We start from the raw sequence: 22,644 nt of genomic DNA on the forward strand, positions 1-22,644 counted from the left end.
CCTCCTCGCACGCCCGCCGGGCGGGGCGGCGGCATGTCTCGACAAGGATGGCCGGGATTGGACAGAGTGCGCTCGCGTGTCCGCCCCCACTCCGCCGCTCCCCGTTGATTCCCGTGTCCGCCTCGGCCCCTGGCATTGGGTCGCGCTCCTCGTCGGCGTGACGCCGCTCGTGGTGTACGCGTTCTCGCCGCGCGTCGGTGACCTGGACCTCTACTTCCGGACGGCGCGCGCGTTCCTCACCGGGGCCACGCCCAACCAGGACTTCCGCTTCGAGTATCCGCCCTACGCGCTGCTCTGGTTCGTGCCGGCCGCGTGGCTGCGCTCCACGCAGTGGGAGTTCGTCCCCGTGTTCGGCCTGCAGCTGGCCATCATGGACGGGCTCATCAAGTGGACGCTCCTGCGCGAGGGCGCGCGGCGCTGGGGCCGCGAGTGGCGCTCCGTCGTCCCGTGCCTGGCGTACTCGGTGACGTCGTGGGCGGCGGCGCTCTACTACCTCAAGCGCTACGACCTCATCCCCGCGGTGCTGACGCTGGGCGCGCTGGTGGCGCTGGCCCGGCGGCGGGACGCGCTCGCGGGCCTGGCGCTCGCGGTGGGCATCGTGACGAAGCTCTACCCCGTGGTGCTGGTGCCGCTCGCGGTGGCGGTGTGCTGGAAGCGCGGCACGCTGGGCAAGCTGGTGATGGGATTGACGCTGGGCGTGGCGCCGCTGGTGCCGCTGAGCTTCGTGTGGCCGTGGTGGGGCTTCGCGTCGTTCCACGTCGACCGGGGCCTGCAGGTGGAGTCGCTGGGTGCGTCCCTCCTGTGGGCGGCGCACCACCTGGGGCTGGTGAAGGGAGTGCTCTGGGTGCACGCGCCGGCGGCGTACGAGCTGCACGGCGCCGTGGCCGAGGGCGTGAGGGCGACGACGCGCTGGCTGTGGGTGGCCGGCTCGCTGGGCATGGCCGCGCTGGGCATGTGGTCGGTACGCCGCAAGATGCCGGAGCGGGTGGAGGACCTGGCCCGGCTGGCGCTGGGGCCGCTGGTGGCCTTCATCATCCTGAACCCGGTGCTCAGTCCCCAGTTCCTCACGTGGCTGATGGGCGCCGCGGCGCTGTCGCTCCTGTCCGGCTCGCGCTCGGTGGCGGTGCTCGTCCTGGTGGCGGCCATCCTGTCGCGAGGCGTCTTCGTGGGCCCCACGTACAAGCATGGGCTGGGCATCCCGCAGACGCTGCTCCTGCTCACGCGCAACGGGCTGTTGATGGCCGCGGCGGTGCTGCTCGTGCGTGATGCGTGGCGCCGGGCCTCGGTGAGCGCCTCCGCGCCGGACGCCTCCGTGCCGTCGGTGGACTTCATCCCCGCGGCGACGGAGCCGGTGGACCCCGCGAGCGTGGGGCTCGCCGCTCAGCGACGGTAGGGCACGCCGCCCTTCATCACCCAGCGCACGCGGCGCACGGCGGAGATGTCCTTCGTGGGCTCTCCGTCCACGGCGACCAGGTCCGCGAGGAGCCCGGGCTTCACCTGCCCGAGCGAGTCCTCGCGGTGCAGCATCCGCGCGTTGCCGGACGTGGCCGCCCGGAGCACCTGCACCGGCGTCATGCCGTACTCCACCATCAGCTCCAGCTCGCGCCCGTTCTCTCCGTGCACGAAGACGCCCGAGTCCCCGCCCACGCACATGGGGACCCCGGCCGCGAGCGCCGCGCGGAAGCTGACCTTCTTGGCCTGGATGGCGGCGGGCTCCGGGTCCACCCCCTTCTTCCAGCCGTGGTAGCGGTAGAGCGCGTCGCCGGCCGCGAGCGTGGGGCAGAAGAAGACGCCCCGCTGGGCCATGAGGCGGAAGACCTCCGTCGTGCCGCCGTCGCCGTGCTCGATGCTCTCCGCGCCGGCGAGCACCGCGCGGCGCATGCCCTCGGGTGTGCTGGCGTGCACGGAGACGGGGCGGCCGCCGTCGCGCGCGGTGTCGACGATGCGCTTCAGCTCCTCGAGCGAGTACGTGGGGCGCGCCTCGCCACCGGGGCCCCAGCGGTAGTCGCCGTAGACCTTCACCCAGTCCGCGCCCCGGCCCATCTGTTCGCGCACCGCGCGCACCAGCGTGTCCTCGCCGTCGGCCTCCTCGGCGCCCTGGGGGACGTGCCACTCGGGGGCGAAGCCCTTGGGGCCGTAGGTGCCGCTGGCCACCAGCGCGCGCGTGGCCACGAGCAGTCGGGGGCCGGGGATGATGCCCTGCTGGATGGCCTGCTTGAGGCCGACGTCCGCGTCACCCGCGCCCTCGGTGCCCAGGTCGCGCGTGGTGGTGAAGCCCGCGAGCAGCGTCGCCTTCGCGTGCTGGGTGGCGCGGGCCACGCGCAGGGCCAGGGCCTCCTTCAGTACCTGGTCGTTCCAGTTCGCCTCGTTGTACGGGTGGAGGAAGAGGTGGGAGTGGCCCTCGATGAAGCCGGGCAGGAGCGTGGCGCCGGCGAGGTCGACCCCCTCGGCGCCCTCGGGGACCTGGACCTGGCCAGCGGGGCCGGCGGCGGTGATGCGCTCACCGGTGACGACCACCACCCAGCCCGCGTGGGGCTTCGCGGTGACGCCGTCGAAGACGCTCGTGGGGCGGAGCACGTAGCTCTTGGGCGGCGTGGGGCTCGCGGGCTGCTGGGCCGAGGCCGTGGTGACGACGAGGGCGAGGAGGAGGGCGCGCATGGCGGTGCCGGGGAGTGGGTGTGGGGGAGGGGATGATGACGCGCCACCAGGAGAGGGGCCACTTCGCCGCCCGGGGGGTGTGGGGACAAGCGGGGCTGAGAGGCCGCTTCAGCGGGGCTCATCGACGGCGCTGCCGGTGGGCGCGCGGATGGTTAGAGGGAGGGCATGGCCCGAAACGAGAACGTCAACGCGTTGTTGCCGGTCGAGGTCGAGTTCCAGAAGGAGAAGGCGTCCGCGCTCAGGCGCACCGGCGAGAAGCTGGAGAAGGCGCTCGCGGCGCTGGCCCTCGCGGAGCGGGAGCTGCTGAGTTCCCAGGGGACGGCGCGTGCGGCGCGCCATGCGCGCTACCGGGAGGTCCGCAAGGAGGCGGAGGTCCAGCGGTGGAACCTCATGGTGCAGCGCGAGGCGTGCGGCATCCGGAACAACCGGGAGCTGGACCTGATGTACCCGATGCCGCCGCTGGTTCGCGAATGACTCGGGCGGCTCAGGGCGTGGAGCGCCAGGCGGCGACGGCGAGCAGGGCCCAGCCGGCGAGGAAGCCCAGGCCGCCCAGGGGGGTGATGGCGCCCAGGGCACGCACGCCGGAGAGCGCGAGCGCGTAGAGGCTTCCGGAGAACAGGAGGATGCCCACGAGCATGGCCCAGCCCGCACCATTGAGCAGGGGCGCGGGGCGCAGGGTGCCCAGCAGGCCGACGGCGACGAGGCCGAGCGCGTGGTACATGTGGTAGCGCGCGCCGGTCTCGAAGATGACGAGCAGGTCCGGGGAGAGCCGGGACTTGAGGCCATGGGCCCCGAAAGCTCCCGCCGCCACGGACAGGAACGCGTTCACAGCACCCAGGACGAGCCACCACCGCATCATCGTGCGCCTTTCATCGAGAGTCCGACTGGTGCACGCTACACCGGCAGTTGATGGAGCGTCCCGGCCGACGTGAACTCCGGGCCGCTCATACTCCGCATGACATCCCCCAATTTCGTTCCTTCCTCCAAGCCTCTCCCCTTCGAGCTGCGTCCGTCGTCCATCCAGGGCACGGGCGCCTTCGCCACGCGTCGCATCCGCAAGGATGAGCGCCTCATCGAGTACGTCGGTGAGCGCATCAACCAGGCGGAGGCCGACCGCCGCTACGACGACGAGGCGATGGGCCGCCACCACACCTTCCTGTTCAACCTGGACAGCAAGACGGTGCTCGACGCCGGCACGCTCCACAACGAGTCGCGCTACATCAACCACTCGTGTGATCCGAACTGCGAGGCGCTCATCGACAAGAAGCGCATCTACATCTTCGCCCTGCGCGACATCGAGGTCGGGGAGGAGCTGGTCTACGACTACGCCTACGAGCGCACCCCGGAGATGGATGCGGAGTCCGAGGCGCTGTACGTGTGCCGCTGTGGCTCGCCCAAGTGCCGGGGGACGATCCTCGCCCCGGTGAAGCCCGCTCCCGCGAAGAAGAAGTCCGTGAAGAAGAAGTCTGGTGCGAAGAAGGGGACGAAGTCCGCGTCCAAGTCGCGCTCGGCGAAGAAGCCCGTGAAGGGCAAGACGTCGAAGCCAGCGAAGTCGACGAAGGGCAAGAAGTCCGCGGGTGGTCGCAAGCGCCTGGCGGGGTGATGCGTTGGTTTAGAGGCCCGGCGGTGGGCGCCGGGCTTCGCTTTCTAGCGTGAGACTGTCTGACTGAGGGGTGTCGGGGACCCAGCGGCTACAGCCCACAAGCAGTCTCTCCGATCAATTCCCCGATGCTTCCCGGTGTCCAGGGCAACCAGCGACTTGATGCTCCATCCGAGTCGACCAGTTTGCCGTCTTCATAGTAGGCATCGCTGAGATGATGAGTTGCCCGCTCGGTACAGTCGTATTCTTGTTGCGACTTGTAGTTGTTGTAGCGGCCTAGGTTATGGCTTTCCCAACCACGGTACTCCCACCACACCCATGCCTTGCGGTGGGTCTGTGTGGCTTTGCGGAACGAGGTTTTGTCGAGGTAGATGGAGTACTTTGATTCCTTTGTTAGAAGCAGCCAGCGATTGCTGGATATACGCTTGGAAGCGTCAAGGAGGCCGAGTTCTCCCTTGAAGAGGCCAATTTTATAGCTGCCGGTTACGTCGGATGTGACTGTGGATATGAGAAGTCCGAATAGACCTGAACTTCTAAGCCGGATGACGAGTCGGGAGAGGTGCGCACCGGAGCCGTCCATGGTGCCGATGCTTTCGGGCACACCATTACTGTTCGCAATGACCACTGCAATGGATGGGCTGAATGATTCGCTAACTGCGACGACAGTGTAGACGTCTCCCTTCTTGCCTTCCGCAGAGAATATATCAGTCCGTCCTCCCGAAGGGAGCGGGGGGTCGTCGTCATTGATCTCGCCGTAGAGGGGTTGATTGGGGGAGATACGGGGATATGCGAGAAGGGCCCTATTGAAGTCAGGTTTGGGTGGGGGCTCTGGTTCACTTGATGCGAGAGCGGTGTCCTGGGGCTGGCTTTGTGGCCGGGGTACTGTAAAGGTAATGCGACCAGGTGGGCTTCCAATCAAAGCTTTCACGTCTCGGATTGGGACCGCAAAGTTCAAGTTCTGCCCATCACGGAGCACTGCGACGCTGACACCAACGACCTCTCCCGAGTGGTTGAGAACGGGGCCTCCACTAGAGCCTTGTGAGATTGGCGCCGTAATTTGAATCCAGCGTTTTCCTTCGTTTCCGCGAAGGGCGCTGACGATGCCTGTTGAAACGGTGTTGGAGAGACCCTGCGGGGCTCCTATGACGAAGATGTTCTCCCCAACAAGTGGCTCGCTTGTCGCGAGATGCAGTGTTTTCGGAGGGCTGGGCATTGCTGGAAGTACCGCCAGGTCGACGTGCGCGCTGAGGCTCTCGGCATAGTCCGTGACGCCCAAGAGCTGTTCTTCCGAGTCGTAGACTTCGGCGCGCGCAGCGTTCTCGACTACATGTGCATTGGTAACGACTCTGCCACCCTCGACAAGAAATCCGCTTCCCAAACCGAGAGGAGCGCCTTGACTGTCATAGGTCTTGATGGTGACGACGCCAGGAGCAACGAGCTTGATGGTTTGAGGAAGGCTTGTGCTCGGTGCTCCAGCAGGAGTTGTTTCTGTCGGAGGTGGTGTGGCCGCCTCCTCCGTTGGTGGAGTCGACATGCTGGTACACACGAGCAACACGAGTATGGAGACCATGTCCACCCCTCGGTACAATGGTTGCTGAATGGTTGCAGGTTTGGTGGATTTCTTCAAGATGCCGGTCCCTGTGCGCGCCAAGAGAGACAGCCTGGGACAAAGTCGACTCAGGTCCAAGTGACACGACTTCCCCACGCTCATTCAGTCTGGTTTGGACGGATGGCTGTGCTTGAGCTTGAAGATGGCGCCAATGCTCCTGCAGATATTCATAGTTTGTGGGAAGGGCGGCAGGTGTCTCACCTCTCTAGAGGCGGTGCTACTTTAGCCTACGGCCCCTGGGGCCGACTTGACTGGGGCACGAGTCGAGAGTGACGTACGATGCCCCCGTGAATGCCATCCTGAACTTCCTGCTCACTGAGTCGCCCGAGCCTGTCGTGCTCGATTCCATCGAGTCTTGGTGGCGACGGCATGTGGAACTGGTGTCCCGCTTTCCCGAGCCCGCGGACCTGGCGCTCGCGGGTGGGTTTCGCGCGGACCGGCTCGGCTATGCGTTTGCCTCCGGGTACCACGCCGCGCACCGCTTCCTGTTCCCCTCGCTCCCCGCGGACAAGCCCGTCGCGCTCTGCGCCACCGAGCCCATGGGCGGCCATCCCAACGCCATCCAGACGCGCCTCGAGTCCACCGCGTCCGGCTTCTCCCTCACGGGTGAGAAGGCTTTCGTCACGCTGGGCACGCGCGCGGAGGTTCTGCTCGTCGTCGCGACGGAAGGACAGGATGCGCAGGGGCGCAACCGGCTTCGCATGGTGACGGTCGACGCGAAGCGCGCGGGCATCGTCGTCAGCGAGCTGCCCGAGCTCCCCTTCGTGCCCGAGGTGCCACACGCCGAGCTGCGGCTCGAAGGCGTCGCGGTGGCCGACGGCGAGGTGCTCCCGGGCGATGGCTACACGCGCTATCTGAAGCCGTTCCGCACCGTGGAGGACTGTCACGTCCAACTCGCGCTCCTCGGCTGGCTCATCCAACTGGCGCGGCGCTGTGGCTGGCCGGAGGTCGTGCGCGAGGAGTTGCTCTCTCTCTCGTTGATGATGCGGGGCCTCGCTCAGGCGGATCCGACGGCGGCCTCGACGCATGTGGCGCTCGGCGGTGGACTGGCGCTGGTGAATCGGGCGCTGACCTCCATCGAGCCCTTGTGGGCCCAGGTCGATGCTCCCACCCGTGAGCGATGGGAGCGTGACCGGCGTCTGCTCGGTGTCGCGGGGAAGGTCCGCGCCAAGCGCCTGGAGGCCGCTCGCGTGAAGCTCGCCGGTGGTGCGCCGACACCCGACGTCTGACGCCCCGGCGCTTGAAATAGAAAGACCCTCGGAGCTTCCCTGCCGCCGCAAGGTTGCTCCGAGGGCCCCTCTACCGAGCAGATCCCCCGCTCGCGTCACGACTCACTTCAAGCTCACAGCATGCTGGCGATGTCCTTCACCGGCTGCGGCGCGGCCTCCGTGTTGGCCAGCGCGCCCGCCGCGCCACCCAGGATGAGCGAGGCCGGGTTGATGCGGCCCGTGGTGACGGCGCCGAGCACACCCTCGGCCGCGCCCTTCAGCGTGTTGACATAGCCCTTGGCCGCGCCCTCGAACACGCCCTTCACGCCACCCTCCGAGTTGCCGATGCCCGTCAGCACGTTGCTCACTCCCGGCAGGAACCACAGGTGCTTGCCCGCCTCACCCGCGGCCCACTGGAAGTTGTCCTTGTTGCTGCCGTCCGCCTTGACGTGCGTGTCCTTCGTCTCCGGCAGCTTCTGCTCGCCCAGGAACGAGTAGCCCTTCTCCGCGAAGTCCTTCACCATGCCGGCCTCGGTGCCGTGGCGCGCATCACCGTCCTTGGTGATGCCCTCGATGTTGCCGTCGCCCTTGCCGTTCTTCACCTTGTTGTCCCGGTCCCCACCGTTGGCCGCCTTCGCGCTGTCGATGAACTCCAGCACCTTGGCCAGGCGGAACACCGCGTCCGGGTTCTGCTTCGCGTCCTTCAGGTCCAGCTTCGGGTCGATGCCCGTCTGCTTGCAGAGCAGGTCGAACTTGATGTCCTTCTGACGGCCCAGGTTCTTCAGCGCCGGCGAGTCGTCGACGATCTGCGCCGCCGAGCGCTTGTCCCCGGCCGGACGCTTGTCATTGGCGCTCGGGATGCCCGAGGACTCCGGCTCGGCCTGCTGCGTGACGCGCGGCGTGGTCTCACGGGCCGGAATCATGTCCCGCAGCTGCGGGGGCAGCCCGCGCGGCGCGGGGTTGGCGGTCTCGTGGGGGAGCGTCGGAGAGAGGTTCTGGGCCTCCGGGGGCATCCCGCGAGGCCCGAACTCGGCCGGCCCCGGCAGCGACGGCACCCGCAGGCCCTCCAGCATGTTCGGCGTCATCATCGGCGGCGCCATCGGGAGCCCAAGCTCCGGCGGGAGCGCGTCCAGCGAGGGCATCCCCCTCTGCATCGGCGCGTTCATGGGCGCCAGGGTGTCCATCGCCGGCAGCCCCTGCTGCATCGGCGAGAAGCCGCCCATCGCGGGCAGGCCCTGCTGCGTCGGCGCCAGGGTGTCCATCGCCGGCAGCCCCTGCTGCATCGGCGAGAAGCCGCCCATCGCGGGCAGGCCCTGCTGCATCGGCGAGAAGCCGTCCATCGCGGGCAGGCCCTGCTGCATCGGCGCCAGGGTGTCCATCGCGGGCAGTCCGCCGGCCATCATCGGGGAGAGCTGCGCCGCCCCGGGCAGTCCGCCGGCCATCATGGGCGACAGTTGCGCCGCCCCGGGAATCCCGCCGGCCATCATGGGCGAGAGCGCCTGCATCGCCGGCAGGGCCGCCCCCGACACGTTCGCGAGCGTCTCCATCGCGGGCGCGGCGACCCCCGAGATGTTCGACAGCGCATCCATCGCCCGGGTGCCCCGGCCGCCCAAGGGGTTCTTGCCCTCGAACCCGTCCGTCGGCCGCTGCGACTGTCCGGGCGAGTTGGTGGGGTTGCGGAACTTCGGGTCCGACGCCCCGGGCGAGTTCGTGGGGTTGCGGAACTTCGGGTCCGACGCTCCGGGCGAGTTCGTGGGGTTGCGGAACTTCGTGTCCTGCGGCGCGGGGGCCGGGGTGGGCGTCTTCTTCGGCGGGCTGATCGAGTCGGCCGGGTTCTTGTTCAGCTTCGGGGAGGAGAACGACGGGACCTTGAGCTTGACCATGAGAGCACCTGTTTCAGGACAGCGATGGGGGACCGCTGCGGCGAGGAGTTCGTCGTCTCGCCCGTGCTCTCCCTCATTGCAGCGCGGATGCCAGCCCTTCCGGCCTCGCAACCCCGCGACTTCACTGAGCCGATGCCTCCCACTCGGCCCCCCAGCCGATGACTGCAGACATCAGGGGACTGGCTCCAGTCATCAGCACGCGGTGATCAGCGGGACACCTGGACCCCTGGAAACACGAAGGGCCGTGTTCCCCTCGAGGAACACGGCCCAGGTGCCAGGATCGGCGCGTGGCCGGTGCTTCAGTACCGCCCGCCGCCCACCGCGGAGACGATGGCGGAGAGGATGCGGCCCTCGACGCCCCAGACGGCCTTGTTCAGGCCCTTGATGCCCGCACCGCGCAGGTAGTCCGTGAAGTCGTGCAGCGCCGTGGAGCGCTGCAGGCCCGCGCCGTCCGCCGCGAACAGCAGCGGGGTGCCCGGAGCGCCCGTCAGGCCCAGGTCCGGGCAGGCCTCGGACAGCTTCTGCGGATCAATCCCCGTGGCCGCCGACAGCATCGCCACCGTGAACTTGTGCACCGGCAGCTCGCGCGCGTTCGGCACCTTCTTGAGCACCTTCTCGCGGTCCTTCGGATCCGTCGCGAGCTGCTCCAGCGTCACCTTCGACATCGCGATGATCTGCTCGTTCGTGACCTTCTTGCCGTCCAGGATGGCGCGGCCGAGCAGCGACGCGGGCGTGTCACCCTTGATGGTGACGTCCGCGCCCGGCATGGTCTGCATCCGGTCCCAGATGGCCTTCACGGCCTTGCCCACCTCGGTGTCCGGCCCGCCACGCCACGCGCCCGGCGTGGGCTGCGCGGCCTGGGCCTGCGCCGGCGCCACCAGCTTCGTCTCGAAGGAGCTCAGCTGCGTGTGCCCCACCGCGTTGGCCCGCGCGGGAGCGGCCGTCGGACGCGCCTCCGCCTGCGGCTGGAGCGACGTGGAGGGGTTCGAGGTGACGACGCGGGGACGGCTGCGGATGGGGTCCATGCCTGGGGGAGTCTCCGGAGTTCGACGATTGGGAGGTTATCGCAGTCGTCCGGTAAAGGTTTCCGCCCAGCGTCACTTCACCCGGACGCCATGTGTGACGCGCTGAGTCGAGACGTCGTGGGTCTTCTGGAACACCGGGCACGTCGGCTCGCGCATTCCGCACGACAACCGGCGCGTGAAGCCGTATTCGGGGCGGCATGAAGCGATTCCCCAGCCAGTTCGCAGACCTGCTCACCCCCAAGGGCCGCCGCATCCTGGAGGGCAAGGACAAGGCGGTGGCGGGCGCGCTGCTGGACCCCGCGCGGCGCTTCGTCGCGCTGCAGGGCGTGGTGGACGTGGCCAAGGCGACGGCGTGCCGCGACGCGCTCGACGCGGCGCTGCGCGACCTGGTGGTGCCCATGGAGGACCCCATCCCCGTGGACTCCATCTCCGGGATGACGATGAACTACATGGAGCTGCTGCCCAAGACGGTGCGGGTGCGCACCGCGCTCCTGGAGAACCGGCGCTCGCGCTCCTGGAAGGCGGCGGAGGCGGTGGGGCTGACGGGGATGCTGCGCTCGGACACGTTCGCGGGCTTCGCCGCCGCCGTCAGTGGCCGCGTGCTGCGCCGCAACTGGGGCATCCAGGTGCTGTGCTACGGCCCCGGGGACTACTCCGGGCCGCACAATGACCACCACCCCGAGGAGGCCGAGGCCCGCGACGGCTACGTGGACATGCACCTGAGCCTCACCATGCCCGGGGTGGAGCACCAGTACCTGGTCTACGAGAAGGACCATCACCTGTCGGAGATGGCGAAGGTGAGCACCGTGGGAGGGATGACCGTGTACCGGCTGCCCTTCTGGCACTACACGACGCCGGTGGTGGCGCGGCGCGGCGCGGAAGGGGAGGCGCGGCGCTGGGTGCTGCTGGGCACGTTCCTGGACGCGGCGCCCAAGGCCCGGCCAGCCTCCGTGGTGGTTCCCCCGGGACAGCCCGGGGGCCGCTCCCCCGTCCGGGTGGCGTGATTCGGACGTGGCGCGACGCCCGCCAGGGGTTAGCTTCGGGCCGACATGAGCCCGACCGATACCGATGCCCTGGCCAATGACTTGCTCGCGTACATCGACGCCTCGCCGACGCCGTACCACGCGGTGCGCGAGACGGCCCGCCGCCTGGAGAAGGCCGGCTATCGCGCGCTGGACGAGCGCGAGTCCTGGACGCTGAAGCCGGGCGAGCGCGTCTACGTCACCCGCGGCGACACCAGCATCGCCGCCTTCCAGCTGGGCACGGCGCCGGTGGACCGCTCGGGCTTCCGGCTGGTCGGCTCGCACACGGACTCGCCCAACCTGCGGCTCAAGCCGAACGCGCAGGTGTCGAAGAACGGCTACCAGCAGCTCGGCGTCGAAATCTACGGCGGCGTCCTCCTGCACACGTGGACGGACCGCGACCTGTCGCTCGCCGGCCGCGTCGTGGTGATGGAGGGCGGCAAGCCCAGGGGCCACCTGGTGGACTTCCGCCGGCCGCTGTTGCGCGTGCCCAACCTGGCCATCCACCTCAACCGCACCGTCAACTCGGACGGCCTGAAGCTCAACGCCCAGGAGCACATGGTGCCGGTGCTGGGGCTGGAGAGCGGCGGCGCGGTGGACCTGCGCGGGCTGCTCGTGCACGAGCTGGCGAAGGGTGGGGTGAAGGCCGAGCCCGCGGACATCCTCGGCTACGACCTGTGTCTCTATGATTTGCAGCCGTCCACGCGCTCGGGCGCGCACGACGAGTTCCTCCATGCCGCGCGCCTGGACAACCTCGCCAGCTGCCACTCGAGTCTGACGGCGCTGTTGACGGGCCCGGCGTCGCGCGAGGCCACCAGCGGCGTCATCCTGTTCGACCACGAGGAGGTGGGCAGCCGCAGCGCGCAGGGCGCCGCGTCCCCCTTCCTGCGCACGCTGCTGGAGCGCCTCACCCTGGCGCACTCGGACGGCAAGCCCGACGCGTTCCACCGCGCCATCGCCCAGTCCTTCCTGGTCAGCGCGGACATGGCGCACGCGGTACACCCCAACTACGCCTCGCTGCACGAGCCCAAGCACCAGCCGCAGATGGGCCTGGGCCCGGTCATCAAGTCCAACGTGAATCAGTCGTACGCGACGGATGGCGAGTCGTGGGCGCACTTCGCCGCGCTGTGCCGCGAGGCGGGCGTGACGGCCCAGCACTTCGTGACGCGCACGGACCTGGGCTGCGGCAGCACGATTGGGCCCATCACCGCCGGGCAGCTCGGCATCCGCACGGTGGACGTGGGCAATCCCATGCTGTCCATGCACTCCATCCGGGAGATGGCGTGCGCCAGCGACGTGGCGGCGATGGTGGCCGTGCTGCGCAGGTTCTTCGCCTAGCAGGCCATGTCCGCCAGCCTTGCGCGCGGAGGTGATAGACCTGGGCCCGTGACCTGGCCACGCGCACGAGGTCCCTGGTGGAGACAGGCGCCCTGGACGCGGGTCCTCTCGCGCTCCGGGGCCTCGCTCGGCCTGACGTCGCCGGGGGCCCGCGCCGCGCGCACCCGGCGCACCCTGTCCCGCGTCTTCCGCTGGCTCAACGTCCCGCGCACCGTGCTGTACGTGGGCCAGCCCGGCGCCTACCGCTGCATCGTCAGCCAGGACACGGAGGGCCGGCGCTACCTCCAGTTCGGCTGGGACAGCGCCTATCAGAGCGTCACGGGGCAGGGCTTCCCGCTGCAGTTGGAGCTCGAGTACACGCAAGGCATGGTGGCCGGCGTGGCCTTCGTGGCGCAGCCCCGGCGCATCCTGATGGTGGGCGTGGGCGCGGGCTCGCTGCCGATGTTCCTGCGTGCCGCGCTGCCCCAGGTCCACATCGACGCGGTGGACTGTGACGCGGAGGTGCTCGACGTGGCCCGGCGCTACTTCGGCCTGCGCGAGGACGCCCAGCTGCGGCTGCACCTGGAGGACGGGCGGCGGTTCATCGAGACGCCCGGGCCCGCGTACGACGTCATCCTCCTGGATGCCTTTGGCCCCCGGGGCGTGCCGCGCTCGCTGGCGACGTGGGAGTTCCTCCGGGCCGTGCGCTCGCGCTTGACGCCCGACGGCGCGGTGGTGAGCAACGTGCACCGCTCCCCCAATCCGCTCTATCCCGCCATGCTCCAGACGTGGCGCGCGAGCTTCGAGCAGTTGCATGCCTTCGATGCGCGCACCACGGCGAACCGTGTGTTCGTGGGGTTGACCACCTCACGCAAGGTCTCGCGTGGCACGCTGAAGGCTCGCGCGGGACCGCTGGCGCGGGCGGCGCGCTTCAACCTGCGCGGGCTGATGACTCGCAGGCTCGAGGACCGCGAGGTCCGTCGCACCGCGGAGCAGGGCCTGCCGTGGCCGCTGACGGCGGGCATCCTGCGCGACTCGGACGAGTAGACGGCGAGGCCTGGTCGTCGATAGGCCCGAGGCCCGCGAGTGCGGACTCAGGCCTCGTGTCGCGAGACCGGGTTGGCGGCCCTCCGTGCGCGGTCGCGAGCCGGAGCCGGCGGTCATCCGTCAGCGGGAGCGAGTCGTCTACGGTGTCGCGTTCAATCGAGCGCCCGAGGTCCGCGGGCGAGGACACGTCGTGTCTCGCGGATGACGAGCCGCCTGAAGTGAAACATTGCAGTCGCTCGCCCCTGCGAGATGTCGCGGGTCGGGAAAGACACATCAGGGTCCGAATTGGCCGTCTGGACAGTGCTCAGCCAGTTGGCTGAGTCTCTCACCGCCGTTCGTCGCAGTGCCGTCTCAACCCCCTCACAACTGGAGTGGTCCATGCGAGTCCACGGAGTGTCGGCAGCGCTGATGATGAGTCTCTTCACGGTGGGCTGCGGTGGCGTCGAAGCAGAGGCACCGACGGACGTGGCCGCGGAGAGCCAGCAGCAGGCCCTCTATGACGGCTGCGCACCCGGGGACACGGGCTATCCCGTCTGGGAGTGCCTGTCGCTCGACGAGTGTGGTGGCCGCTGGGGCAACCAGATGCGCTACTACTGCTACACGCCGGGCGGAGGCATGTACCTGGGCAGCGTCATCACCTCGAACTGCGCCGAGTGTTATTGACACGGCTCCCAGGAGCCCGGGCATCCGCGTGACGCGGGTGCCCGCTCCAGGCTCACGACAGCGTGCGCGTCAGCCGCTGCTCGCGGGCCTCGCTCAACGTGGTGACATCCAGCAGCGCCGCCACCTTCTCCTGCGCGGAGAGGGGCTCTGCATTGTCCCCCAGCAGCTTGCGCCGCGCGGACTCCAGTGCCGCGGGCGTCGTCGTCTCCGCGAGCCCCGGCTGCGACTCCAGCAGCGCCACGTGCAGCGCGTGGGTCTTCGCGTCGGTGAGCACCCGCTCGATGGCGTCCGGCACCGGCTCCACCCCGTGCTCCTCGGTGATGGCCTGCGCGCGCTCCACCACCTCGGGCGGCTCGGTCTCCTCGGGCATCAGGAACAGCCCCCGACGCGCCGCCCACAGCCCCAGCGACGCGCGCGCCGTCAGCACCGTGAGGGGCACCGCGAGCAGGAGCCCCACCACCACCGGCATCAGCCACGCCACCAGCGCCGTGGACACCAGCGCCGCCACCGCCACCATCGCCACGCCCACCGCCATGTGCGCCACGTGCCGCCGCGCCGCCTCGGACCAGGGCAGGTCCGCGTCCTCGCGCTGCTGGCTGGACCAGTTCACCCGGTAGCCCAGCAGCGTGCCGAACACGAAGTGCGACTGGAACAGCATCATCACCGGCGCCAGCAGCGACGCGAGCACGCTCTCCGCGAGCACGCTGAGGATGAGCTTCCACCTTCCGCCCATCCGCGCCGCCTCGCCCTTCTTGAAGAGCGCCAGCGTCAGCCCCAGGAACTTGGGCGCGAACAGCATCCCCATCGACACCGCGAACAGGCGCAGCGCGCCCGGCGCGTCGAACGCGAGCGCGGGGGACTCCAGCGTGGACACGTCCAGGAGGAAGCGGTCGTGCAGCGCGGCCACCAGGCCCGCGGTCAGGAACAACAACCACAAGGGCGAGGCCGCGTACGACATGACGCCCATCAGGAAGTGGCCCCGGCTGAGCGGATGCCAGCCCCCCGCCATCACCAGGCTCAGGTGCTGCAGGTTTCCCTGGCACCAGCGCCGGTCCCGCTGCGCGTACGCCAGCAGGTTCGGCGGGGGCTGCTCGTAGCTGCCGCCCAATTCCGGCACCAGCCACACCGTGTAGCCCGCGCGCCGCATCAGCGCCGCCTCGACGAAGTCGTGGCTGAGGATGTGGCCGCCGAAGGGCTGCTTGCCCGGGAGCACCGGCAGCCCGCAGTGGTTGATGAACGCCTCCGTGCGGATGATGGCGTTGTGGCCCCAGTAGTTGGACTCGCCCAGCTGCCACGCCGCCGCGCCCGCGGCCACGACGGGGCCGTACACCCGTCCGGCGAACTGCTGCAGCCGGGCGAACAGCGTGGTGCGGCCCACGTTCAGGGGCGGCGCCTGGAGGATGCCCGCGCGCGGGTTGAGCTCCATCAGCCGCGCCATCTTCACCAGCGTGCGGCCATCCATCAGGCTGTCGGCGTCCAGCACCACCGTGAAGTCGTAGCGGCGTCCCCACCGCTCACAGAAGTCACCCAGGTTGCCGGCCTTCTTGCCCGTGTTGTCCGTGCGCCGCCGGTAGAAGATGCGGCCCTGTCCGCCCACCCGACGGCACAGGTCCGACCACGCCAGCTCCTCGGCCACCCACGACTCGGCGCGCGTGGAGTCGCTCAGCACGAAGAAGTCGAACGCGTCCAGGTGCCCCGTCGCGGCCACCGACTCGTACGTGGCCTGCACGTTGGCGAAGACGGCGGCGGGGTCCTCGTTGTGGATGGGCATCACCACCGAGGTGCGCGACCCCAGCGGCTGCGACTCCTCCTCCGGCGTGGGGTAGCGCAGCCCGGGCATCCGCGAGGCGAACGCCAGCTGGAGGAAGCCCGCCACCGCCGTGAAGAACGACAGGGCAATCCAGCCGAAGCACAGCGCGAAGAGCCCCACCAGCACCACTTCCGGCACCGACGTCCCTTGAGCGCTCAGCAGGCGGTGCATCTCGCACGTCCCCACCACGGTGGTGACGGCCGCCAGTCCCAGCACTCCGGCGCGCCGGTAGCCGGCGCTCTCGGGCGAAAACGAGTGGGCTTGCATCGCGAGGCTCCCCAGGCCCGCCTCAGGGCGAGGTGGACATGCCCGCCGTGGCGCCACGCCACCAGCGGCGCAGCATCTCCCCGAACGGGTTGAGCACCAGCTGCTGCTCGGGCATCACCGAGCTGACCTGCGCGGGTGCCGGCACCGGCACCGCCGCGCGCACCGCCCGGACGAAGTCCTCCGGCGCCGCGGGACGGGTGAGCAGCCGCGCGCCCCGGCTCGCGCCGTCGCACAGCACGAAGGCCGCACGGCCCCGCGACAGCAGCCCCGGACCCGAGTGCTCCAGTCCCAGCACGCCCGACAGCCACGTCTCCATCCGGGCGCGGGCCAGCGCCACCGCCGCCTGGGGCTGGGCCCCGTGCGCGCCGAAGCCATCCAGCACCCACGCGGCCAGCGTGGAGAGGTCCGCCTCGGCGGTGAAGCCGAAGCCCTTGAAGAAGGTGTCGAGCGCCGCGCGAGCGCGCGGGCCGGCCCACACGGTGGTCGGGACGGAAGGGCAGGTGGTCAGTGTCGTCACGGAATCCACAGGTAGCTCCAGGTCTCGGTGAGGGTCTCCGGGCCGCGCTTGAGGAACGCGCGCAGCTCGGTGGGGACGGGGGTGGTGGGGTGCAGCTCGAAGGTGGCGCGCCAGCCGCCGGTGGGCGTGTGGCGCGTGGCGATGGGGCGCAGGACCTTGCCCGAGGAGGCGCTGACGACCAGCTCCACCGGGACGTCGTCCTCCGCGAAGTCGGGCAGCGCCGCGAAGTCGATGATGAAGCGGCGCATGGGGCGCGCGTCCTTGAGCCGGGCGCCCTTCCACGAGTCGCCCGCGTCCACGCGCGTGGCGACCACCGTGGAGCCCGTCACCGGCCAGGGCGAGTGCGCGCCCCAGTGCAGCTTGTACGCGACCTTCAGCGAGTCCCCGGGGCCCAGCGTCTTCCTCGGGACCCAGAAGGCGACGATGTTGTCGTTCGTCTCGTCCGGCGTCGGCAGCTCCACCAGCCGCACCACGCCCGGACCCCAGTCGCCCACGGGCTCCACCCACGCGGAGGGCCGGCGCTCGTAGTGCGCCTCCAGGTCCTCATAGTGGGCGAACGTGGTGTCGCGCTGCAGCACGCCGAAGGCGCGCGGGCTCTCCACCTGGAAGCTGGAGACGTTGATGCGCTCGGGGTTCTGCAGGGGCCGCCAGAGCTGCTCGCCCGCGCGCGTCCAGACGAAGAGGCCGTCCGAGTCGTGCACCTCCGGGCGGAAGTCGTCGTAGTCGCCGCGGTCGTTCTCGCCGAACAGGTACATGCTCGTCAGCGGCGCCACGCCCAGCTCCGCCACGGCCTTGCGCGCGAAGACGGTGGCCTCCACCTCCATCACCGTGTTCGCCCCAGGGATGATGGTGAAGCGGTAGGCGCCCGTGACGCTGGGGCTGTCCATCAGCGCGTGCACCACCACGCGGTCCGCGCCGGGCGCGGGCTTCTCCAGCCACAGCTCCCTGAAGTCGGGGAACTCCTCGGGGCGCGACGTCGCGGTGTCGATGGCGAGCCCGCGCGCGGACAGGCCATACAGGCTGCCCCGGCCGAGCGCGCGGAAGTAGCTGGCGCCCTGGAACACCACCAGCTCGTCGAACACGTCCTCGCGGTTGAGCGGATGCGACAGGCGCATGCCCGCGAAGCCATCCGCCTTCTTCAGCGGACCGGGCTTCACCAGCGGGCCGTAGGTGAACAGCTCCGGGGAGAAGGCGAGCGGCCGGGCCTTGCCCTCGGCCACCTCGTGCATCACCACCGGGAACTGGAACGAGCGGCCCGGGTGGAAGAACTGCGCCTGGAAGGGCAGCTTCGCGTCACGCCAGCGCGCCTTCTCCGGGCGGTAGCGGATGTCCCGGTACGCGTCGTAGTCGAGCGACTTGTAGGACTCCGGCAACGTCGACACCGGCGCCTCGTACGGCCGCGCCGCCTTCTGCCGGGCCAGCTCCACCACCGTGTCCGCGGAGAACGTCTGGGCGCCGCGCGTCTGGGCCGCGGAGGCTGGAGTCGCCGCGCACGCCGTGCCCGCCGTGGCCACCATCGCCGCGCCCAGCCACCGCACGCACACCGCGCGCATCCCGCCCTGCCTGTTGCTGTCCGACGTCACGCCTGCTGCCTCCAGGAGACCGAGGGGGCGGGCGAGCCTCAGACTGCTTGGAGCTCACCCGGTTCCGCCGCTCCGAGAGGCCTCCTCGGTGCGGCGCGTCAGTCCTGGAGCAACCCGCGTACCAGCCCGCGTCAGAGGGCCTGGATGCTGGAAATTCTTCAGGAATCCCAAGGTCTTCCTCGGAGGGATTCGTTTGAGCTCAATGAAACTGGGGGCTTGTGATGGCCTTCTTGGACACCGGGTGGGGAGGCCCGGAGAGTCGCTGGGGAATTGAAGGACAGCCGGCGAGTGAGCCTGTCCGATTCTTCCACAGGTGGACAGTGACCCGGATCAGGCGCGGGCCAGTCGTTCCTGCACCAAGGACAGCAGTTCGCGTCCCGCGAAGGGCTTTTCGATGTGGGGACTGGTGACGGTTTCGAGGAAGGCGCGGGCCTGGGGGGTCACCGCACCGCCGGTGAGGAAGATGACGCGGCGGGCCTGCTCCGGATGGCGCTTCATGAGGGTGGAGTAGAAGTCCATCCCGCTCATGCCGGGCATCATCAAGTCGCAGAAGACGACGTCGTAGGACTCGCCGGCCTCGATGCGCTCCAGCGCGTCCTGTGCGCGTGTCGCCAGGGTGACATCGTGGTGGGGGCGCAGGGTGCGGCCCAGGGCGGTGCAGACCAGGGGCTCGTCGTCGACGACGAGCAGCCGGCCGCGCTTCTCCACCGGCGCGGCGGGCTCGGGCCGCGGCGCGGGCGGGGCGGGCTCGACGCGCACGGGCTCCGCGGAGGGCAGCAGCACGCGGAAGGTGGAGCCCCGGCCGGGAGCGCTGCGGACCTGGATCTCGCCGCCGAGCGCCGTCACCAGGTTGTGGCAGATGGACAGGCCCAGGCCGGTGCCCACGCCGGGGGCCTTGGTGGTGAAGAACGGGTCGAACAGGCGCGGCAGGTGCTCGGTGGCGATGCCCACGCCCGTGTCCGTCACCTCCACCAGCACGCGGCCGCCCTCGCCCAGGCGCGCGCCCACGCGAATCTCGTGGCGGTCCGGCGCGCCCTCGGGGATGGCCTGCGCGGCGTTGACCAGCAGGTTGAGGAACACCTGGCCCAGCCGCGACTCGTTGGCGCGCACGGGGGGCACGTCCTCGAAGAGCTTCACCAGCCGCGCGCGGTGGCGGATCTCCGTGGTGGCAAGGTTCAGCGTGGACTCCAGCACCGCGCGCACGTCCACGACGGAGTCCTCCACCGAGTCCACCCGGCTGAAGGTTTTCAGGTCGCGGACGATGGTGCGCACGCGCTCGGCGCCCTGCTGGGCCTCGGAGAGCGCGGCCTGCGCGTCCGACAGCGCCTCCGACAACGACGCGTCCACGCCGGGGGCGGGCACGCGCGCGAGCTCCTCGCGCGCGAAGGCGAGGTTGGCGGTGAGGTACGCCAGCGGGTTGTTGATTTCGTGCGCCACGCCCGCGGCGAGCGTGCCCACCGACGCCATGCGCTCGGCGAGCATCAGCCGGGCCTGCATCTGGTGGCGCTCCGTCAAATCATGCGCCACGGAGACGATGGAGTCCTCGCCGTCGAAGTGCAGCGGGAAGGTGGTGGACTCCACGTGGAGGATGCCGCCGTCGCGGCGCACCATGCGCCTTTCCTGCAACGCGTTGCGGCCGGTGCGCAGGGCCTCGTGCATGCGCGCGTCCGCGGAGGCGAAGTCCTCGGGGGGAATCATGTCGGAGATGTGCTTGCCGACCAGCTCCTTCACGTCCGAGTAGCCCAGCGCGCGCGCCACCTTGAGGTTGGCGTAGCGCACGCGCGCGTTGCGGTCGAACACGGCGACCAGGTCCGGCAGGCTCTGGATGAGGGTGCGGAAGCTCACCTCGGAGCGGCGCACCTCCTCCTCCGCCTGTTTTATCGGCGTGATGTCGGGGAAGAACGAGATGACGTGCGGCTCGCCCGCGTAGGGCACCAGGCCCATGAAGAGCAGCGTGTGGCGCACCTCGCCCGTGCGCGTGTGGTACTGGGCGTCCACCCCGCGCACCGAGCCGTGCCGGCGCAGCCGCTCCATCACCTGCGCGCGGTCGATGGGGCGCTCCCACAAGTGCAGGTCCACCGTCGTCTTGCCCAGCATCTCCTCGCGCGTGTATCCGAAGGCGCGGAAGTACGCGTCATTGGCGGCGACGACCTTGCCCTCGCCCAGCGTGGTGATGGAGGTGGGCACGGGGCTGACGGCGAGCATGGTGTCGCGCAGCTCGTCCCCGAAGGGCACCCCCATCCGGGACTCGCGCCGCGCGTACCTGCGCTCGGCCATGTCCAGCCGCACCCGCAGCTCCTCCAGGTCCGGGGGCCAGGCCAGCACCTCGTCGGCGCCGTCCTCCAGCGCCGGCTCCAGGGCCCGCAGCGCGCCGCGGCGTCCCACCAGCAGCACCACGGCGGACGCGCCGCCGGGCAGGCTGCGCAGGGCCCGCACGAGCGGCATGCGCGAGCCACTCTCGCGTGCATCCAGCACCACCAGTGGGCAGGGGCCGGCGCGCCATGCCGCTGGCACATCCACGTCCCTGGAGACGTGGACCACCGTCATGCCCCGCTCTTCCAGCAGGGTTTCCAGTGGCGACAGGTCCGCCCCTCCCTGAGCGACTATCAGGACCCGCATGGGACTCCTCGCATTGCAAACGGCCATCGTTGCACGAGCCCTCCGGTTGTAAAAGTGCGCCGAGGGTCTAGTTTTCCAGGGCAACCAAAGCCTCGCGCCCGGCGGGCTGTTAGACTGCGGGACGACGGGTGGATTCGAAGCACGGGGGGGTGGTCATGGAACGGCGGGGCTCACAGGACGTGGTGACGGTGGGGCGCAGGGCGCAGGTGGCCGTCTGCGTGCCGCGGCGCAACTTCGAGGGGCTGTTCGTGCACGCGCTGAAGCCGTCCGGGGCGTTCGCCCAGTCCCTCAAGGACATCGGCTACGACGAAGAGGACCTGCAGGAGTCCTATCCGCTCACCGTGTGGCGCGCCGCGCTAGGGGTGGCGCGGCGCTTCGTGTGCGCGGGGCAGACGCCGGAGGCGGCGAACCGGGCCCTGGGGCTGTCCTACGTGGAGGGCTTCGCGCAGACGCTGGTGGGGCGCATCTTCGCCACGGCGGCGCCGCTGCTGGGCACGGAGCGGTGCCTGACGCGGCTGCCCACGTACCTGAAGGCGGGCCGCGAGGACATGCGCATGGAGCTTGCGCCCGTGCGCGAGCGCGAGTGGTGCGTGCGGGTGGTGGACGCGGACCCGCTGCCGGACTTCGTGGCGGGCGTGGTGGAGGGCGTGCTCCTGCGCACCCGGGTGACGGCGCGGGTGGAGGTGCTGGAGCGCGCCCCGGCGGGCTACGCGCTGCGGGTCTGGTGGGAGGAGCCGCGCGCGACTAGTTGAGGTAGCGCTTGGTCGCGGGCGCCACCACGAGGCTGGGGGTGCCCGGGCTGGACTTGGGCGAGGGGCGCGGCGACGTGGGCCGGACCTGGAGCCAGCGGCCGATGACGTCCAGCAGCCCGTCGAAGGCGTCGCGCAGGGCCCAGGCGCGGTCGTCGGAGTCCTGCAGGCCGGCGCAGCGTGACAGGCCGTCGCGCAGGGCGCGCTGGGCGCCGGGGAAGGCCTCGCACGTGGCGATGAGCTTCTCGGCGGTGCGCGCATAGAGCCGGTAGCAGCCGTCCACGTCGCCGCGGTTGTACGCGGGCGCGCCGGCGTTGATGGCGTGGCCGAGCGTGGTGGCGATGGACTCGAGCGCGTCGGTGTTGGCGCCTTCCAGCAGGCTCAGCGGGTGGCGTGGCACCTGGCGCACGCGGCTGGCGCGGCGGCGCGGCGTCTCCAGCGCGGACAGGGGCAGGCTTCCGGCGCCCTGCAGGAGCGGCAGCAGGTAGCGGGTGGGGATGACCAGGCCCAGCGAGCGGCCGTTGGCGAGCGCCGCGGTGGCCACGCCCACCACGCCGCCTCGCAGGTCGAGCACCGGACCGCCGGAGAAGTCGTCGGGGAGCGTGCGGGTGAGCTCCAGCAGGGTGAGCCAGTCGCCGAGCACCTGGACGGCCCGGACCTCCTGCGAGCGGACCTCCGGTGCGGGGCTGGCGGTGGCCCGCAGGACATAGACGGTGTCCCCCTCGCCGGGCAGGCAGACGGGAGCCAGGTCGAGCGGCGGGGCGAGCTCGGGGACGGGCAGTCGCAGCACGGCCAGGTCGCGGCGGTCATCCATGGCGACGACCTGGACCACCTCCGTGCGCGTGCCGTCCGCCATCACCGCGTGAATCTCGCGGGCGCCGGCGACGGCGTGGAGGCTGGTGACGAGGTGTCCCTGCCCGGTGGCGACGAAGCCCGAGGCGGGGCGTCCATCGACTTCCAGCAACACCAGGGAGGGCGAGGCGGAGAACAGCGCGTCACGGGGGGGGGATTTGTCGACGACTCCCTCGGCCATAAGGCCTCCTGCGTCGCGAGGCTGGGATGGGCAC

At 70.2% G+C, this 22,644-nt stretch carries 19 protein-coding genes; 9 read left to right on the top strand and 10 right to left on the bottom strand.

Going from position 1 to position 22,644, the window contains the following annotated elements:
* Positions 1 to 76: 76 nt before the first annotated feature.
* Positions 77 to 1,393 (top strand): glycosyltransferase 87 family protein, encoded by a 1,317-nt coding sequence (locus AC6JA9_RS14760; protein ID WP_223746529.1) that lies wholly within the window; start codon positions 77 to 79, stop codon positions 1,391 to 1,393.
* Here AC6JA9_RS14760 and AC6JA9_RS14765 read toward each other — a convergent pair.
* Positions 1,381 to 2,658 carry a metal-dependent hydrolase family protein gene (locus AC6JA9_RS14765; RefSeq protein ID WP_408890959.1) on the bottom strand — a complete coding sequence of 426 codons (1,278 nt, stop codon included), beginning with the start codon at positions 2,656 to 2,658 and terminating at the stop codon, positions 1,381 to 1,383. The genes AC6JA9_RS14760 and AC6JA9_RS14765 overlap by 13 nt on opposite strands.
* A 165-nt stretch (positions 2,659 to 2,823) precedes the next feature.
* Here AC6JA9_RS14765 and AC6JA9_RS14770 point away from each other — a divergent pair, with 165 nt between their 5' ends.
* Entirely contained in the window at positions 2,824 to 3,132 is a 309-nt protein-coding gene (locus AC6JA9_RS14770; RefSeq protein WP_141326453.1) for a hypothetical protein, read from the top strand.
* Between the two features lie 10 nt (positions 3,133 to 3,142).
* Here the strand turns inward: AC6JA9_RS14770 and AC6JA9_RS14775 are convergent, their stop codons facing one another.
* Positions 3,143 to 3,517: a DUF423 domain-containing protein gene (locus AC6JA9_RS14775; RefSeq protein ID WP_141326455.1), complete on the bottom strand. Its 375-nt coding sequence runs from the start codon at positions 3,515 to 3,517 to the stop codon at positions 3,143 to 3,145.
* A 96-nt stretch (positions 3,518 to 3,613) separates the two neighbouring features.
* Here AC6JA9_RS14775 and AC6JA9_RS14780 point away from each other — a divergent pair, with 96 nt between their 5' ends.
* Complete coding sequence (locus tag AC6JA9_RS14780) at positions 3,614 to 4,261, top strand: SET domain-containing protein (protein ID WP_497959982.1); 648 nt, start codon at positions 3,614 to 3,616, stop codon at positions 4,259 to 4,261.
* An 88-nt stretch (positions 4,262 to 4,349) separates the two neighbouring features.
* Here AC6JA9_RS14780 and AC6JA9_RS14785 read toward each other — a convergent pair whose 3' ends face one another.
* Positions 4,350 to 5,828 (bottom strand): S1C family serine protease, encoded by a 1,479-nt coding sequence (locus tag AC6JA9_RS14785; RefSeq protein WP_497959983.1) that lies wholly within the window; start codon positions 5,826 to 5,828, stop codon positions 4,350 to 4,352.
* A gap of 326 nt (positions 5,829 to 6,154) precedes the next feature.
* Here AC6JA9_RS14785 and AC6JA9_RS14790 point away from each other — a divergent pair, with 326 nt between their 5' ends.
* Complete coding sequence (locus AC6JA9_RS14790; protein ID WP_497959985.1) at positions 6,155 to 7,096, top strand: acyl-CoA dehydrogenase family protein; 942 nt, start codon at positions 6,155 to 6,157, stop codon at positions 7,094 to 7,096.
* Between the two features lie 113 nt (positions 7,097 to 7,209).
* Here the strand turns inward: AC6JA9_RS14790 and AC6JA9_RS14795 are convergent, their stop codons facing one another.
* A complete protein-coding gene (locus AC6JA9_RS14795) occupies positions 7,210 to 8,958 on the bottom strand; it encodes a mediator complex subunit 15 domain-containing protein (protein WP_223783135.1) in 1,749 nt (582 codons plus the stop codon).
* A gap of 299 nt (positions 8,959 to 9,257) precedes the next feature.
* Positions 9,258 to 9,983: a hypothetical protein gene (locus tag AC6JA9_RS14800; protein WP_223746535.1), complete on the bottom strand. Its 726-nt coding sequence runs from the start codon at positions 9,981 to 9,983 to the stop codon at positions 9,258 to 9,260.
* A gap of 197 nt (positions 9,984 to 10,180) precedes the next feature.
* Between AC6JA9_RS14800 and AC6JA9_RS14805 the strand changes: the two genes are divergently transcribed.
* The 4 genes from AC6JA9_RS14805 (at position 10,181) to AC6JA9_RS14820 (ending at position 14,032) form a co-directional block, all read left to right on the top strand.
* Positions 10,181 to 10,987, top strand: a complete 807-nt coding sequence (locus tag AC6JA9_RS14805; protein WP_223783134.1) for a hypothetical protein — start codon at positions 10,181 to 10,183, stop codon at positions 10,985 to 10,987.
* Between the two features lie 45 nt (positions 10,988 to 11,032).
* Positions 11,033 to 12,343 (top strand): M18 family aminopeptidase, encoded by a 1,311-nt coding sequence (locus tag AC6JA9_RS14810; RefSeq protein WP_223746536.1) that lies wholly within the window; start codon positions 11,033 to 11,035, stop codon positions 12,341 to 12,343.
* 48 nt (positions 12,344 to 12,391) lie between these two features.
* Positions 12,392 to 13,369, top strand: coding sequence for a spermidine synthase (locus AC6JA9_RS14815; protein WP_223746537.1), 978 nt, complete (start codon positions 12,392 to 12,394; stop codon positions 13,367 to 13,369).
* A gap of 378 nt (positions 13,370 to 13,747) precedes the next feature.
* A complete protein-coding gene (locus tag AC6JA9_RS14820; RefSeq protein ID WP_223746538.1) occupies positions 13,748 to 14,032 on the top strand; it encodes a hypothetical protein in 285 nt (94 codons plus the stop codon).
* 52 nt (positions 14,033 to 14,084) lie between these two features.
* Here the strand turns inward: AC6JA9_RS14820 and mdoH are convergent, their stop codons facing one another.
* The 4 genes from mdoH to AC6JA9_RS14840 form a co-directional block, all read right to left on the bottom strand.
* The gene (mdoH, locus tag AC6JA9_RS14825; RefSeq protein ID WP_497959986.1) at positions 14,085 to 16,109 is read right to left on the bottom strand and encodes a glucans biosynthesis glucosyltransferase MdoH; all 2,025 of its coding nucleotides are present in this window, start codon (positions 16,107 to 16,109) and stop codon (positions 14,085 to 14,087) included.
* A gap of 22 nt (positions 16,110 to 16,131) precedes the next feature.
* Complete coding sequence (locus AC6JA9_RS14830; protein ID WP_223783132.1) at positions 16,132 to 16,626, bottom strand: hypothetical protein; 495 nt, start codon at positions 16,624 to 16,626, stop codon at positions 16,132 to 16,134.
* Positions 16,623 to 18,179, bottom strand: coding sequence for an OpgD/OpgG family glucan biosynthesis protein (locus tag AC6JA9_RS14835; RefSeq protein WP_223783175.1), 1,557 nt, complete (start codon positions 18,177 to 18,179; stop codon positions 16,623 to 16,625). The genes AC6JA9_RS14830 and AC6JA9_RS14835 overlap by 4 nt, the downstream gene beginning before the upstream one ends.
* Before the next feature lie 360 nt (positions 18,180 to 18,539).
* Entirely contained in the window at positions 18,540 to 20,756 is a 2,217-nt protein-coding gene (locus AC6JA9_RS14840) for a PAS domain S-box protein (protein ID WP_223746541.1), read from the bottom strand.
* Between the two features lie 200 nt (positions 20,757 to 20,956).
* On the opposite strand from AC6JA9_RS14840, the gene AC6JA9_RS14845 reads away from it, so the two are divergent.
* Positions 20,957 to 21,580 carry a DUF2378 family protein gene (locus AC6JA9_RS14845; protein WP_426746966.1) on the top strand — a complete coding sequence of 208 codons (624 nt, stop codon included), beginning with the start codon at positions 20,957 to 20,959 and terminating at the stop codon, positions 21,578 to 21,580.
* Here AC6JA9_RS14845 and AC6JA9_RS14850 read toward each other — a convergent pair.
* Positions 21,573 to 22,610, bottom strand: a complete 1,038-nt coding sequence (locus tag AC6JA9_RS14850) for a S1 family peptidase (protein ID WP_223746543.1) — start codon at positions 22,608 to 22,610, stop codon at positions 21,573 to 21,575. The two genes, AC6JA9_RS14845 and AC6JA9_RS14850, sit on opposite strands and share 8 nt — an antisense overlap.
* Positions 22,611 to 22,644 lie beyond the last annotated feature (34 nt).

This window comes from Myxococcus sp. MH1 (assembly GCF_059738865.1).